The organism is Enterobacter cloacae complex sp. IR5450 (assembly GCF_049238665.1).
GTDB lineage: Bacteria > Pseudomonadota > Gammaproteobacteria > Enterobacterales > Enterobacteriaceae > Enterobacter > Enterobacter hormaechei_C.
In genome coordinates this window covers 24,665-40,153 of sequence record NZ_JBMKIC010000025.1, presented here as the reverse complement: position 1 = coordinate 40,153, position 15,489 = coordinate 24,665, and the positions used below count along the sequence as shown (strand labels likewise).

General features: G+C 54.7%; 15 protein-coding genes. 13 read left to right on the top strand and 2 right to left on the bottom strand.

All coding sequences use genetic code 11. The features are described from left to right. Positions 1-47: 47 nt before the first annotated feature. The 5 genes from araF to otsA all read left to right on the top strand — a co-directional run bounded on the left by araF (position 48) and on the right by otsA (position 5,974). Entirely contained in the window at positions 48-1,037 is a 990-nt protein-coding gene (gene araF, locus ACOTYB_RS17535; protein ID WP_017384422.1) for an arabinose ABC transporter substrate-binding protein AraF, read from the top strand. Positions 1,038-1,108: 71 nt separating this feature from the next. Continuing rightward, complete coding sequence (gene araG / locus ACOTYB_RS17530; RefSeq protein WP_032609545.1) at positions 1,109-2,623, top strand: L-arabinose ABC transporter ATP-binding protein AraG; 1,515 nt, start codon at positions 1,109-1,111, stop codon at positions 2,621-2,623. A 14-nt stretch (positions 2,624-2,637) separates the two neighbouring features. Next, a complete protein-coding gene (gene araH / locus ACOTYB_RS17525; RefSeq protein ID WP_003859689.1) occupies positions 2,638-3,618 on the top strand; it encodes an arabinose ABC transporter permease AraH in 981 nt (326 codons plus the stop codon). A gap of 153 nt (positions 3,619-3,771) precedes the next feature. Beyond that, entirely contained in the window at positions 3,772-4,575 is an 804-nt protein-coding gene (otsB, locus tag ACOTYB_RS17520; RefSeq protein WP_023314361.1) for a trehalose-phosphatase, read from the top strand. Continuing rightward, positions 4,550-5,974 carry an alpha,alpha-trehalose-phosphate synthase gene (gene otsA / locus ACOTYB_RS17515; protein WP_003859691.1) on the top strand — a complete coding sequence of 475 codons (1,425 nt, stop codon included), beginning with the start codon at positions 4,550-4,552 and terminating at the stop codon, positions 5,972-5,974. The genes otsB and otsA overlap by 26 nt, the downstream gene beginning before the upstream one ends. A 15-nt stretch (positions 5,975-5,989) precedes the next feature. Here the strand turns inward: otsA and uspC are convergent, their stop codons facing one another. Further along, entirely contained in the window at positions 5,990-6,418 is a 429-nt protein-coding gene (gene uspC, locus ACOTYB_RS17510) for a universal stress protein UspC (protein ID WP_003859692.1), read from the bottom strand. A 795-nt stretch (positions 6,419-7,213) separates the two neighbouring features. Between uspC and flhD the strand changes: the two genes are divergently transcribed. From flhD to cheW, 6 genes are all read left to right on the top strand, one after another. Continuing rightward, on the top strand, positions 7,214-7,564 hold the full coding sequence (flhD, locus tag ACOTYB_RS17505) for a flagellar transcriptional regulator FlhD (RefSeq protein ID WP_003859693.1): 351 nt from the start codon (positions 7,214-7,216) through the stop codon (positions 7,562-7,564). A gap of 2 nt (positions 7,565-7,566) precedes the next feature. Next, on the top strand, positions 7,567-8,145 hold the full coding sequence (gene flhC, locus ACOTYB_RS17500) for a flagellar transcriptional regulator FlhC (RefSeq protein WP_409248989.1): 579 nt from the start codon (positions 7,567-7,569) through the stop codon (positions 8,143-8,145). A 122-nt stretch (positions 8,146-8,267) separates the two neighbouring features. Continuing rightward, positions 8,268-9,155 (top strand): flagellar motor stator protein MotA, encoded by an 888-nt coding sequence (gene motA / locus ACOTYB_RS17495; protein ID WP_003859696.1) that lies wholly within the window; start codon positions 8,268-8,270, stop codon positions 9,153-9,155. After that, positions 9,152-10,081: a flagellar motor protein MotB gene (gene motB / locus ACOTYB_RS17490; RefSeq protein WP_409248988.1), complete on the top strand. Its 930-nt coding sequence runs from the start codon at positions 9,152-9,154 to the stop codon at positions 10,079-10,081. The genes motA and motB overlap by 4 nt, the downstream gene beginning before the upstream one ends. Before the next feature lie 4 nt (positions 10,082-10,085). Beyond that, a complete protein-coding gene (gene cheA / locus ACOTYB_RS17485; protein WP_409248987.1) occupies positions 10,086-12,095 on the top strand; it encodes a chemotaxis protein CheA in 2,010 nt (669 codons plus the stop codon). Between the two features lie 19 nt (positions 12,096-12,114). Continuing rightward, entirely contained in the window at positions 12,115-12,618 is a 504-nt protein-coding gene (gene cheW / locus ACOTYB_RS17480) for a chemotaxis protein CheW (RefSeq protein ID WP_003859699.1), read from the top strand. Between the two features lie 45 nt (positions 12,619-12,663). Here cheW and ACOTYB_RS17475 read toward each other — a convergent pair whose 3' ends face one another. Then, positions 12,664-13,923 carry a dicarboxylate/amino acid:cation symporter gene (locus ACOTYB_RS17475; protein ID WP_409248986.1) on the bottom strand — a complete coding sequence of 420 codons (1,260 nt, stop codon included), beginning with the start codon at positions 13,921-13,923 and terminating at the stop codon, positions 12,664-12,666. A 445-nt stretch (positions 13,924-14,368) separates the two neighbouring features. Here ACOTYB_RS17475 and ACOTYB_RS17470 point away from each other — a divergent pair, with 445 nt between their 5' ends. Together ACOTYB_RS17470 and ACOTYB_RS17465 are read left to right on the top strand one after the other, a co-directional pair. Continuing rightward, positions 14,369-14,920 (top strand): spore coat protein U domain-containing protein, encoded by a 552-nt coding sequence (locus ACOTYB_RS17470; protein WP_074169525.1) that lies wholly within the window; start codon positions 14,369-14,371, stop codon positions 14,918-14,920. A 7-nt stretch (positions 14,921-14,927) separates the two neighbouring features. Beyond that, a complete protein-coding gene (locus tag ACOTYB_RS17465; RefSeq protein WP_032609535.1) occupies positions 14,928-15,476 on the top strand; it encodes a Csu type fimbrial protein in 549 nt (182 codons plus the stop codon). The last annotated feature ends 13 nt before the right edge of the window (positions 15,477-15,489 follow it).

Here is a 15,489-nt window from a genome sequence, read left to right as displayed (position 1 = left end):
TTCGCCATTATTCCCTACAGATAAGAATGCTTAAGCTGGAGTTTACCATGCACAAATTTACTAAAGCGCTGGCGGCCATCGGCCTGGCTGCCGTTATGTCACAATCCGCTATCGCTGAAAATTTAAAGCTCGGTTTTCTGGTTAAACAGCCTGAAGAACCGTGGTTCCAGACCGAATGGAAATTTGCTGATAAAGCCGGAAAAGATTTGGGATTTGAGGTAATTAAAATCGCCGTACCTGACGGTGAGAAAACGCTGAACGCCATTGATAGCCTGGCGGCCAGCGGTGCGAAAGGTTTCGTTATCTGTACGCCGGATCCAAAACTGGGGTCAGCGATTGCCGCGAAAGCGCGCGGTTACGACATGAAAGTGATTGCGGTGGACGATCAGTTCGTGAACGCCAAAGGTAAACCGATGGATACCGTTCCGCTGGTAATGATGGCGGCCACTAAAATCGGTGAGCGTCAGGGCCAGGAGCTCTATAAAGAGATGCAAAAACGCGGCTGGGATGTCAAAGAGACCGCCGTGATGGCCATTACCGCTGACGAGCTGGACACCGCCCGTCGTCGTACCACCGGGTCCATGGACGCCCTGAAAGCGGCTGGCTTCCCGGAAAAACAGATCTACAAAGTCCCGACCAAATCCAACGATATTCCGGGCGCCTTTGATGCGGCGAACTCCATGCTCGTCCAGCATCCGGAAGTGAAGCACTGGCTGGTGGTGGGGATGAACGACAACACCGTACTGGGCGGCGTGCGTGCAACGGAAGGCCAGGGCTTTAAAGCACCGGACGTGATCGGGATCGGCATTAACGGCGTTGACGCCGTGAGCGAACTGTCTAAAGCGCAGGCGACCGGCTTCTATGGCTCACTGCTGCCAAGCCCGGATGTCCACGGCTATAAATCCAGCGAAATGCTCTACAACTGGGTGACCAAAGGGGTTGAACCGCCGAAATTCACTGAAGTGACCGATGTGGTGCTGATCACCCGCGATAACTTCAAAGAGGAGCTGGCGAAAAAAGGACTGGGCGGTAAGTAATACGCTGTGATTGCGCCCCTCCCTCACCGTGAGGGGCCAGACGTACACACTACAGGAATCACGGAGTCGTTATGCAACAGTCTGATCCGTATCTCTCCTTCCGCGGCATCGGTAAAACGTTCCCCGGTGTAAACGCGCTGACCGATATCAGCTTCGACTGCTATGCCGGCCAGGTTCACGCCCTGATGGGGGAGAATGGCGCGGGAAAATCCACGCTGCTAAAAATTCTCAGCGGCAACTACACGCCCACCACCGGCACGCTGGCTATTCGCGGCGAAGAGGTGGCCTTTGCCGACACCACGGCAGCGTTAATTGCGGGCGTCGCCATCATCTATCAGGAGCTGCATCTCATTCCTGAAATGACCGTGGCGGAGAACATCTATCTGGGCCAGCTTCCGCATAAAAGCGGCGTGGTCAACCGCTCGCTGCTCAATTATGAAGCGGGCTTGCAGCTCAAGCACCTTGGGCTGGATGTCGATCCGCAAACGCCCCTTAAGTATCTCTCCATCGGCCAGTGGCAGATGGTGGAAATTGCCAAAGCGCTGGCGCGTAACGCCAAAATTATCGCCTTCGATGAGCCAACCAGCTCGCTCTCGGCGCGTGAAATAGAAAATCTCTTTCGCGTGATCCGCGAGCTGCGCAAAGAAGGCCGCATCATTCTGTACGTTTCTCACCGTATGGAAGAGATTTTTGCCTTAAGCGATGCCATCACCGTGTTTAAAGATGGACGCTACGTGCGCACCTTCACCGATATGCAGCAGGTTAATCACGATCAGCTGGTGCAGGCGATGGTCGGACGCGATCTGGGGGACATTTACCACTGGAAACCGCGCGAGTATGGCCCGGAGCGTCTGCGTCTGGATAACGTCAAAGCCCCAGGCGTGCGCACGCCCATTTCACTCTCGGTGCGCAGCGGCGAAATCGTCGGGCTGTTTGGCCTTGTGGGGGCAGGGCGCAGCGAGCTGATGAAAGGGCTGTTTGGCGGGACGCGCATAACCCAGGGCCAGGTTTTCGTCGACGGGAAAAAGGTCGATATTCAGAAGCCTGCGCAGGCGATTAACGCGGGGATTATGCTCTGCCCGGAGGATCGAAAGGCAGAGGGCATTATTCCGGTGCACTCGGTGCGCGACAACATCAACATCTCTGCCCGGCGCAAGTTTATCCGCGCGGGATGTCTGATTAACGACGGCTGGGAGGCGAGCAACGCGGATCACCATATCCGTTCGCTGAACATTAAAACCCCCGGCGCTGAACAGCTGATCATGAACCTGTCCGGCGGTAACCAGCAAAAAGCCATTCTGGGGCGCTGGCTATCGGAAGATATGAAGGTCATTTTGCTGGATGAACCAACGCGCGGTATTGACGTGGGGGCGAAACACGAAATCTATAACGTCATCTATGAACTGGCAAAACGTGGTGTGGCGGTCCTGTTCGCCTCCAGCGATCTGCCCGAGGTGCTGGGCGTCGCCGACCGCATTGTAGTGATGCGTGAAGGCGAAATTGCCGGTGAATTGCTGCATGAACAGGCGAATGAACAACAGGCGTTGAGTCTCGCCATGCCTAAAGTTAGCCAGGCTGTCGCCTGAGTAAGGAGTCAATAATGTCCTCTGTTACTACATCCGGAGCGCCGAAGTCGGCTTTCAGTTTTGGCCGCATCTGGGACCAGTACGGCATGCTGGTGGTCTTTGCTGCCCTCTTCGTCGCCTGCGCGATTTTTGTGCCGAACTTCGCCACGTTCATCAATATGAAGGGGCTGGGGCTGGCTATCTCCATGTCCGGCATGGTGGCCTGCGGAATGCTGTTCTGCCTGGCCTCCGGTGATTTTGACCTGTCGGTCGCCTCGGTGATTGCCTGTGCAGGCGTCACCACTGCCGTGGTGATCAACATGACCGAAAGCCTGTGGATCGGCGTGCTGGCCGGGCTGCTGCTCGGCGTGTTGAGCGGCCTGGTGAACGGGTTTGTCATTGCGCGCCTGAAGATTAACGCCCTGATTACGACGCTGGCGACCATGCAAATCGTGCGCGGTCTGGCCTATATCATCTCCGACGGCAAAGCGGTCGGGATCGAAGACGAGCGTTTCTTCACGCTGGGCTATGCCAACTGGCTGGGGCTGCCTGCGCCAATCTGGCTGACGGTAGGCTGTTTGATCCTGTTCGGTTTCCTGCTCAACCGCACCACCTTTGGCCGAAATACCCTGGCGATTGGCGGCAATGAAGAGGCGGCGCGTCTGGCGGGTGTCCCGGTCGTACGGACCAAGATCATTATCTTCGTGCTTTCCGGGCTGGTATCGGCGGCGGCGGGGATTATTCTGGCGTCGCGCATGACCAGCGGCCAGCCTATGACCTCCATTGGTTATGAGCTGATCGTCATCTCAGCCTGCGTTTTGGGGGGCGTTTCCCTCAAGGGCGGCATCGGAAAAATCTCATATGTGGTGGCGGGGATCCTGATTCTGGGGACCGTAGAGAACGCCATGAACCTGCTCAATATTTCTCCGTTCTCTCAGTACGTCGTACGCGGCCTGATCCTGCTGGCAGCGGTGATCTTCGACCGTTACAAGCAAAAAGCGAAGCGTACCGTCTGATTTATTTTTAGCCACTAACCTGCTCAACTATTAACCATAGTTGACCCCCTGACCGGCCCGCCAGTTTTGTTGACGGGCCGGTTGCTAAATGGCGAGCACCGTCACACTGTCTATACTTACATGGCTGTTTTGTTCACTGTAAGGAGGATTAGGGTGGCTGACTTGTTAACCGCACCGCCTGTACTGCCCGGAAAATTTGCTTTCTTTTTTGACCTCGACGGGACGCTCGCCGGGATTGAACCGCATCCGGATGACGTTGTTGTACCGGACACGGTGTTAGAGAATTTGCAGCAGCTCTCCCGACAGAACGAGGGGGCACTGGCATTGATTTCAGGGCGCTCAATGGCCGAGCTGGACGTGCTCGCCAGTCCTTATCACTTTCCGCTGGCCGGTGTGCACGGAGCGGAGCGCCGCGATATCCATGATCAACTGCATATAGTTTCACTCCCCGACACGCTGATTCAGGCGCTGCATGCGCAACTCTCTTCGGCTCTGGAAATGCTTCCCGGTACGGAACTGGAAGCCAAAGGCATGGCTTTTGCGCTGCACTACCGTCAGGCGCCCCATCATGAGGCGGCGATATTTTCGATAGCAAGAAGCGTGGCCGAAGCCCATCCGGAGCTGGCGTTACAGCCGGGTAAATGTGTGGTCGAGATTAAACCGGCAGGAATTAACAAAGGCGCTGCCATTGCAGCGTTTATGGCGGAAGCGCCGTTCAAAGGGCGTACGCCAGTCTTTTTTGGGGATGACCTGACCGACGAGGCCGGGTTCAGGGTGGTAAACCAGGCCCAGGGCATGTCTGTCAAGGTTGGATCTGGTGAAACCATTGCCGGATGGCGGCTGGAAAATGTCGCCAGCGTCTGGCAGTGGATATCTGACGTCGCTAACCAGCAACAACAACAAATAGCGCAAAACAACGGGAGAAATCATTATGGGTCGCTTAGTCGTCGTCTCTAATCGCATCGCACCGCCGGATGATAAAAAAGCCAGTGCCGGTGGCCTGGCGGTCGGGGTATTAGGTGCCCTCAAAGCCGCGGGTGGTCTCTGGTTTGGCTGGAGCGGGGAAATCAGTAATGAAGAGAAACCGCTAAAAAAGGTGTCACGGGGCAATATCACGTGGGCCTCCTTCGCCCTTAGCGAGAAGGACTATGATGAATATTATTCCGAGTTCTCAAACGCCGTGCTGTGGCCAGCGTTTCACTATCGTCTGGATCTGGTGAAATTCCAGCGTGAATCCTATGAAGGCTACATGCGCGTCAACGCGCTGCTGGCAGATAAACTACTGCCGCTGATCGAAGAAGACGATATCTTATGGATCCACGATTATCATCTGCTGCCCTTCGCCAGGGAGTTGCGGAAACGGGGTGTGAATAACCGAATCGGTTTCTTCCTGCATATTCCGTTCCCGACCCCGGAGATCTTTACGGCGCTGCCGCAGCACGAGGAGATCCTGGAGGCGCTGTCAGATTACGACCTGCTCGGTTTCCAGACGGAAAATGACAGGCTGGCCTTCCTCGACAGCGTGTCGGGCAAAACCCGGCTGGTCACTCACGGCGGTAAATCTCATACTGCGTGGGGACGAAATTTCCATACCGAAGTCTACCCAATCGGTATTGAGCCAGACGAAATTGCCGAGCAGGCCTCCGGTCCGCTGCCGCCGAAGCTTGCCCAGCTCAAGGACGAACTCAAGCACGTTAAGAATATCTTTTCGGTTGAACGACTGGATTATTCCAAAGGGTTGCCGGAGCGATTCCTCGCCTATGAAACCCTGCTGGATAAATTCCCGCAGCATCATGGCAAGATCCGCTACACCCAGATAGCGCCGACCTCGCGCGGTGAGGTTCAGGCCTACCAGGATATTCGTCACCAGCTTGAGACCGAAGCAGGGCGCATCAACGGGCGCTATGGCCAGCTCGGCTGGACTCCACTTTTCTATCTGAATCAGCATTTTGAGCGCAAAATCCTGATGAAAGTGTTCCGCTATGCGGACGTCGGGCTGGTCACGCCGCTGCGCGACGGGATGAATCTGGTGGCAAAAGAGTATGTAGCAGCACAAGATCCTGCTGACCCGGGCGTGCTGGTGCTGTCCCAATTTGCCGGTGCGGCAAACGAGTTAACCTCAGCGCTGATTGTGAACCCTTACGATCGCGATGACGTGGCAAATGCCCTGAATCGCGCGTTAACCATGCCGCTTGCGGAACGCATTTCACGTCATTCGGAAATGATGGAGACCATCGTCAAGAATGATATCAACCGCTGGCAGGCGCGTTTTATTGACGATTTGCGCGCGATCCAGCCGCAAAGTCAGGAAGGTGATCTGCAAAAAAAGATCGCGACCTTCCCTAAACTCGCCTGATTTCCTTCGGGGGCATTAATTGCCCCCGAGAGGCACCAGCAGGACATCCACCTGGCTTGACGAAACGATGGATTTTGCCGAGCATGCCGCCCGGGAAAAAAAGCTCTGGTTATGATTTCCGCAAATGACCAGGTCAATATTCTGTTTCCGACAAATGTCGAGAATATGTTCACTTAATTCCCCGGTGGCTATCACCGTCTGATGGACAGGATAGTTTGCCCGCTCAACCAGCTCGCGCAGAAATTGCTGCGTTTCTTCCTGAAGAACCTCACGAATATCTTCCAGCATAGGCGCTGCCAGTTGGTTATACATTTCGGGTTCAGCTGCCAGGGTGATCAGACTTATGCGGGCGTTGTTCGGGCGGGCAATGGAAACGGCACGGGCGACGAGTTGATGACTTTCTGGGGAAACCGCAACAGAAACAAGAAGATGGGAGTAACTCATCACACACTCCTTTTATGTCAGAATGACACGTTTCTCAAGCTTTACCGCGAATCTGCCGCTTCTGCAAGAGGTACATGCGACAATAGTGTGAACCTTATCATAATTATTCATTAATTATTCTTATAAGAAGAATAACGAAATGGCGGCGCTAAATGAAAGTAATTAACAACTTAACGTAAATCACACATTTAGCCTTCCGTGCTGTTAAATCGCGTTAACCGATCGTCAACGCAAGCGTGATGCTGACCCCTGGAAGCTCCTGTCTCGAATTGAAAGCTTAACCTGCTGTTTTTACTTAATTAACTCTGGCTGTTCCCTGACGTTCGCGCCCGTTCAGACGCGGAAGGGCAGCGCTTCTCCGACATAGCAATTTTCATACCCGATCCACTCATCCCTCTGCATGAGTATTCGTTCCATAAGAATATAACCAAGCTTCGGTTGCTCAATAAACAGTCAAATTACAAGTCGCGCTGATGGATTTATGGGTTACATTCGCGTAAATTATGTGACGGAGATCACATTTTTTTAAATTCCAGGGGGGGCTGCATTGTATGTGTCAAAACTGACGAGTAGAGTTTGCGTCGAATTAGGAAAAATCTTAGTTATTTGTAAGAAAAGATAAAATGTGTAACCGACATTTTGGCCATGTTAACCGGTCACGCGCTTTACGACGTACAAACCTAAATTCAACTATGCATTTGGCCTTTTCTTTTTATACCGGGTGATTTCCCGGCGACATCACGGGGTGCGGTCTTTCCGCATAAAAATAATAGTTGGTTATTCGGGATGGGAAAAATGCATACATCCGAGTTGCTAAAACATATTTATGACATCAATTTGTCGTATTTATTGCTCGCGCAGCGTTTGATTAGTCAGGACAAACCGTCAGCGATGTTTCGTCTGGGTGTTAACGAAGAGATGGCAACCATGCTGGGTGGATTAACCCTCCCGCAAATGGTCAAGCTGGCTGAAACCAATCAACTTGTCTGCCAGTTCCGTTTTGATAACCCGCAGACCATTACGCGTCTGACTCAGGAATCTCGCGTGGACGATCTGCAACAAATCCACACCGGTATTCTTCTCTCCACCCGTCTGCTCAACGAAATCAGCCAGCCTGATGACGTAGCCCGGAAGAAAAGGGCTTAACAATGAGCGAAAAAAGCATTGTTCAGGAAGCCCGTGATATCCAGCAGGCAATGGAACTCATCACGCTGGGCGCGCGTTTACAAATGCTGGAAAGCGAGACGCAGTTGAGCCGTGGTCGTCTGATCAAGCTGTACAAAGAACTGCGTGGTAGCCCGCCGCCAAAAGGCATGCTGCCGTTTTCCACTGACTGGTTCATGACCTGGGAGCAGAACATTCATGCTTCCATGTTCTGTAATGCCTGGCAGTACCTGCTTAAAACGGGGTTATGCAGCGGCGTTGATGCCGTGATCAAAGCCTACAAACTTTACCTTGAGCAATGCCCGCAGCAGGAAGAGGGACCTCTGCTGGCGCTGACCCGCGCCTGGACGCTGGTGCGTTTTGTTGAAAGCGGCATGCTTGAATTGTCGCGCTGCAACTGCTGTGACGGCAATTTTATTACCCACGCGCATCAGCCTGCGGGCAGCTTCGCCTGTAGTTTGTGCCAGCCTCCATCCCGAGCCGTAAAAAGACGTAAACTTTCCCGGGATGCTGCCGATATTATTCCACAACTGCTGGATGAACAGATCGAACACGCTGTTTAACCCGAACCTGTGGGCAAGATTCCAGCAGCGGTAAGCGATTACCGCTGCTTTTTTTACCCTGCGTTCAGGTCTCGCGCTCGAAATGAACGTCCTGCCATAGTCACTAGCGGAAGGATGATGTCGTGCTTATCTTATTAGGTTACCTGGTAGTTCTCGGTACAGTTTTCGGCGGTTACATGATGACCGGCGGGCACCTTGGAGCACTCTATCAACCGGCTGAACTTGTCATCATCGGCGGTGCAGGGGTAGGGGCTTTTATCGTTGGTAACAACGGTAAATCGATCAAGGGCACGCTGAAGGCGATTCCGCTGCTGTTTCGTCGCTCGAAATACACCAAAAGCATGTATATGGATCTGCTGGCGCTGCTCTATCGCCTGATGGCGAAGTCACGTCAGCAGGGGATGTTCTCGCTGGAGCGGGACATCGAAAACCCGAAAGAGAGCGAAATTTTCGCCAGCTACCCGCGTATTCTGGCCGACGCGATGATGCTCGATTTTATCGTCGATTACCTGCGCCTGATCATCAGCGGCAACATGAACACCTTCGAAATTGAAGCCCTGATGGACGAAGAGATTGAAACCCATGAGAGCGAATCCGAAGTGCCGGCCAACAGCCTGGCGCTGGTGGGCGACTCGCTTCCGGCGTTTGGCATCGTGGCGGCGGTAATGGGCGTGGTACATGCCCTGGCCTCGGCGGATCGCCCGGCGGCTGAACTGGGCGCGCTGATTGCCCACGCGATGGTGGGGACGTTCCTCGGTATTTTACTGGCCTACGGCTTTATCTCCCCGCTGGCGAGCGTGCTGCGCCAGAAGAGCGCCGAAACCACCAAAATGATGCAGTGCGTGAAAATTACGCTGCTCTCAAACCTCAACGGTTATGCCCCGCCGATCGCCGTCGAATTTGGTCGTAAGACGCTCTACTCCAGCGAACGTCCGTCGTTTATCGAACTGGAAGAGCACGTGCGCGCGGTGAAAAACCCCAACCAACAGACGACAACTGAGGACGCATGAAAAACCAGTCCCATCCGATCGTCATCGTAAAAAAGCGCAAGCATAAGGCGCACGGGCACGGTTCTCACGGCTCCTGGAAGATCGCGTACGCCGACTTTATGACCGCCATGATGGCGTTCTTCCTGGTGATGTGGCTGATCTCCATCTCCAGCCCGAAAGAGCTTATCCAGATTGCGGAATATTTCAGGACGCCGCTGGCGACGGCGGTCACCGGCGGGCCGCGCATTTCGAACAGCGACAGCCCGATCCCCGGCGGCGGTGACGATTACACCCAGCAGCAGGGCGAAGTGAAAAAACAGCCTAACATCGACGAGCTGAAAAAACGGATGGAGCAGGCGCGCCTGAAAAAACTGCGCGGTGACCTGGATCAGCTGATTGAAGCGGACCCCAAGCTGCGTGCGCTGCGTCCGCATCTGAAAATTGACCTGGTACAGGAAGGGCTGCGTATTCAGATCATCGACAGCCAGAACCGGCCGATGTTTAAAACCGGCAGCGCCGATGTCGAGCCCTACATGCGCAATATTCTGCGTGCGATTGCACCGGTACTGAACGGTATTCCTAACCGCATTAGCCTGTCCGGACACACGGATGATTTCCCGTACGCCACGGGAGAGAAAGGATACAGCAACTGGGAGCTTTCTGCCGATCGCGCCAACGCCTCGCGTCGCGAGCTGGTGGCGGGTGGGCTTGATGATGGCAAGGTCCTGCGCGTGGTCGGCATGGCTGCAACCATGCGCCTTACCGACCGCGGACCGGATGACGCCATCAACCGTCGTATCAGTCTTTTAGTGCTGAACCAGCAGGCGGAGCAGGCCATCCTGCATGAAAACGCCGAAAGTCAGAATGAGTCACTGGACGATTTAAAACAGCCTGGGGCCGTCCCTTCGGCTGCCGTTCCAACATCGCCACCAGCCAATCCGAGGTGATAGCGTGAGCATGGATATTACCGATTTTTACCAGACATTTTTTGATGAAGCCGACGAATTGTTGGCCGATATGGAGCAACATTTGCTGGATCTGGTGCCCGAGGCGCCGGACTCAGAACAGCTCAATGCCATCTTCCGTGCGGCGCATTCCATTAAAGGCGGAGCCGGAACGTTTGGATTTACCATTTTGCAGGAAACCACCCATTTAATGGAAAACCTGCTGGATGAAGCACGACGCGGTGAGATGCAGCTCAATACCGACATTATCAACCTGTTTTTGGAAACGAAAGATATTATGCAGGAACAGCTCGACGCCTATAAAAGTTCGGCAGAGCCTGATGCCGCCAGCTTTGAATACATCTGCAACGCGCTGCGTCAGTTAGCGCTGGAAGCCAAAGGTGAGGCGTCTGCGCCCGCTGTCCCTGCGGCAAAACCGAGCGTTGTTGACGCCGTGGCTGAACCCGCTACGGCGCCTGACGCGCCCGCAGGAAAACTGCGCGTGGTGCTGTCACGTCTGAAGGAGAACGAGGTCAACCTGCTGGAAGAGGAGCTGGGGAACCTGGCGACGCTCAGCAACGTGGTGAAGGGCAAAGACAGCCTGGCCGCGACGCTTGACGGCGGGATCGGTCAGGATGACATCGTGGCAGTGCTCTGCTTCGTCATTGAAGCGGATCAGATTGCGTTTGAAACCGAGGCGGCGGCCGTTGAAGCGCCAGCTCCGGCAGAGAATACCCCTGCGGTAGTTGCCGCTGCCCCGGCACTGAAAGCCGTGCCAAAAGAGACGGCTGCCCCGGCACGCGGTGAAAAACCGGCGGCGCGTTCCAGCGAGTCCACGAGCATTCGCGTGGCGGTGGAGAAAGTGGATCAGCTAATCAACCTGGTGGGTGAACTGGTGATCACCCAGTCGATGCTGGCCCAGCGTTCCAACGAGCTGGACCCGGTGACTCACGGCGATCTCATCACCAGCATGGGCCAGTTACAACGTAACGCCCGCGATTTGCAGGAATCGGTGATGTCCATCCGCATGATGCCGATGGAATATGTCTTCAGCCGCTTCCCGCGCCTGGTGCGCGACCTGGCCGGCAAGCTCAACAAACAGATCGAACTCACGCTGATGGGCAGCTCCACCGAGCTGGACAAGAGCCTGATCGAACGCATTATCGACCCGTTAACGCACCTGGTGCGTAACAGCCTCGACCACGGCATCGAGCTGCCGGAAAATCGCGTGGCAGCCGGAAAATCGCCCGTGGGCAACCTGATCCTGTCAGCGGAACATCAGGGCGGCAACATCTGCATCGAAGTGACCGATGACGGCGCGGGCCTGAACCGCGAGCGCATTCTGGCGAAGGCGATCTCGCAGGGAATGGCGGTCAACGAAAACATGACGGACGAAGAAGTGGGCATGCTGATTTTTGCCCCGGGCTTCTCAACCGCAGAGCAGGTCACCGACGTTTCCGGCCGTGGCGTGGGCATGGACGTGGTGAAACGTAACATTCAGGAGATGGGCGGTCACGTTGAGATCCAGTCTAAGCAGGGTGCAGGCACCACGATTCGTATCCTGCTGCCGCTGACGCTGGCCATTCTTGACGGCATGTCCGTTAAAGTGGCGGACGAAGTCTTTATTCTGCCGCTGAACGCGGTGATGGAGTCCCTCCAGCCGCGTGAAGAAGATCTGCATCCGCTGGCGGGCGGGGAGCGCGTGCTCGAAGTACGCGGCGAGTATCTGCCGCTGGTGGAACTGTGGAAAGTGTTCGAAGTGGACGGGGCAAAAACCGAGGCCACGCAGGGTATCGTTGTGATCCTGCAAAGCGCCGGACGCCGCTACGCGCTGCTGGTTGATCAGCTGATTGGTCAGCATCAGGTGGTGGTTAAGAACCTGGAAAGCAACTACCGCAAAGTGCCGGGGATCTCTGCTGCCACCATCCTGGGTGATGGTAGCGTCGCGCTGATCGTCGATGTATCGGCACTTCAGGGATTAAATCGTGAACAACGTGTGGCGAACACAGCCGCCTGATTAAGTAAAAGGTAATAACATGACCGGTATGAGTAACGTAACGAAACTGGCGGGCGAGCCATCGGGGCAGGAATTCCTGGTTTTCACTTTAGGTGATGAAGAGTACGGTATCGACATCCTGAAAGTGCAGGAAATTCGTGGTTACGACCAGGTAACGCGCATTGCGAACACGCCAGCGTTTATCAAGGGTGTGACCAACCTGCGCGGTGTGATTGTGCCTATCGTGGACCTGCGCGTGAAATTCAGCCAGGGCGATGTGGAGTACAACGATAACACGGTGGTGATCGTCCTGAATCTGGGGCAGCGCGTGGTGGGGATCGTGGTGGATGGCGTGTCTGATGTACTGTCGCTGACCGCAGATCAAATCCGTCCTGCGCCGGAGTTTGCGGTCACGCTGTCGACGGAATACCTGACGGGGTTGGGTGCGCTCGGCGAGCGTATGCTAATTCTGGTGAATATTGAGAAGCTGCTGAACAGTGAAGAGATGGCGCTGCTGGATATTGCGGCGAATCATGTAGCATAAAATGGAGCCGGGTAAGCGTCAGCGCCACCCGGCTCTTTTGTATCCTTACGCCTCCTGCTCCACCAGCTCTGCCTCCGCTTCCCGCGCCCCTTCATTCTGCGACAGCATCGCCGTCGCAATCCCGTTCCCCAGCACGTTAATGGCGGACCGTCCCATATCCAGGAAATGATCAATCCCCATCAGCAGCAGGATCCCGGCCACCGGAATATTAAAGCTCGGAATGGTTGCCGCCAGCACCACCAGCGACGAGCGCGGTACACCCGCAATGCCTTTCGAGGCCAGCATCAGCGTTAACATCAGCACCGTCACCTCGGTGAAACTCAGGTGAATGTTGTACGCCTGGGCGATAAACATTGAGGCGAACGAGCAGTAAACCATGGAGCCGACCAGGTTAAACGAGTAGCCGATCGGCAGGACGAAAGAGGCGATATTCCGTGAACAGCCGAAGCGCGCTAACTGCTCCAGCGTTTTCGGGTATGCCGCTTCAGAGCTGCTGGTGGTAAACGCGACCAGCACCGGATCTTTCAGCATCGCCACCAGACGAAAAATCTCTTTTTTCAGCACCATGTAACCTACCGCCAGCAATACCAGACAGGTCAGAAGGATCGCCACATAGTAACCGCCAATAAACGAGGCATAGTTCAGCAAAATGCCCAGCCCCTGGGTGGCAATGACGGACGAAATTGCGGCAAAAATGGCCAGCGGCGCAACGTACATCACGTAGCCCGTCACCTTCAGCATAATGTGGGAGACCACATCCAGCGCCGCGACCAGCGGGGCGTTGAATTTTTGGCCCAGTGACGCGCCGCCAATGCCGAAGAACATCGAGAAGACCACAATTTGCAGGATCTCATTGTTCGCCATCGCGCCGGCAATGCTGGTTGGAATGGTGTGTGACAGGAAGGCTTTCAGCGACATCCCACTAACGGCCAGGCCGGTATCAACCGTCTCTGTGGGGATGCTCAGGTTCAGACCGCTGCCGGGTTGTTCAAGGGTAACAATAAACAGCCCCACCAGAATGGAAAGCACGGATGAGCTGATAAACCACACCATCGCTTTACCCCCGACGCGCCCAATCGTCGACGTTTCACCCAGCTTCATAATGCCCACCGTCAGGGTGCTGAACACCAGCGGGGCAATCACCATCTTAATCAGCCGCAGGAAAATATCGGTCAGTAGCGTAATGTTCTCCGACCAGGCCTGTATCGCGTCGGACGAAGCATACTCATGGATCGCCGCACCTGAAAGAATACCCGCCAGCATTAAAATCACGATGAAGAGCGTGAGTTTGTTTGCACTTGCCACAAAAAATCCTCTATGCGCTAAAAGAGTTTCCTGCGTCGATGCATACAAAATTTTTATTTAAGCGCAGGAAAATATTCGAGGCATAAATTGAAGTAAAGCTGCGTGAGTTACAACTTGTTTTTAATTTTTATGAAATTCGTTGTTTTTATCATAACGATATATTGTGATGCAGATCACATTACACGCGATATATCCTCAGATTAAGCAAGAATAATGCCCGTTTTATTTTGCTAACTCTTTGTAATGTTTGTTAATAGTCTGTTAATTGGGGGCGGGTGTCTCACCTTCGTTGAAAGTGGTTGAAGCGTGAACCATAAACTAAATTCTCAGTAACCGCGCCGGGGAATGTTTAAGCGGGGCTAACATACTGAACAGTATGAATAAAATATGGCAAGCGGACCATTATTTCTTCTGGAGGGTGGTAAATGAAAAGAAACTTCTTTTTATCTGCGCGGGTACACTGCTGACGGCGGCGACTGTCGGTCAGGCGCTGGCAGTCACCAGTAGCGGTACTATCGGGGCGACGCTGACGTTGACGAACGGTTGTTTGATCAACGGCTCGCCAACGCAAAACGGCATTAACTTCGGGACACTCGATTTCGGGACCCATCCTGCGACATTCTCCACCCTGACAACCCAGTTAACCGGGGCCAGCGGCGGAAATACCTTTACCATTCAATGTACCACTGCCAGTTACACGGTGGCGATCACCGGCAACACCAACGCGACCGCACCCGGAACCGTTGTCGGCACCCCCGGCACACCCGCCCGATATCTGGTGAACACCGCCAATGCGGCACAGGGCGTGGCATACAGCCTCTATAGCGACAGCGGGTACAACAACGTGATTGCTAACAACGCCGCGTTGCCCGTAGCTTCCACAGCGGGCGGGGTGAACAGCTATACCCTCTACGGGCGCATAACGGGCGGCGGCAATAGCGTAACGGTTGTACCGGGAACCTATACCGACACGATTAACGTCAGCGTCACCTACTGATTCAGCCATGAAGGCATTGTGTTTATGTCTGCGCGAAAGCGCAGAGGGCGTCGTGCACCCTTTTTTGGCCCTGATCGTCGGGCTGATGATGATCTGCGACGCCAGGGCGGTGACATCCCAGTCCTTCAGGGTGAGCGCGACGGTAGTACCAGGATGCTCGGTGAGTACCGGCACGGGCGGGCGCTTTGGGACGCTGGATTTTGGAACCCGCAATGGCGTGGACAACACGCCGGTCAGCACCAGCTTTGTCGCCGACGGCGCGTTGTCCATCGCCTGCACACCGGGTGTGGCGCTAAGTATGAGCATTAACGGCGGTCAGAATTATAGCTCTGTGAGGCGGATGACGCGTTCAGGCGGGACAGAGGTGGTCGGTTACCGGCTCTACAGCAGCAGCTCACTGGCCGCGAACAGTGAAATTGGCGTTAACCAGGCCATACCGATTACCTATACCAACAGCAATAACATCGCGCTGCCTCTTTTTGGCGTCGCGCTCCTGACGGGGTTTAGCCTGCCGGGAACATATTCAGATCAACTCACCGTGACCTTGTCATGGTAGGAAAGGGAGAACA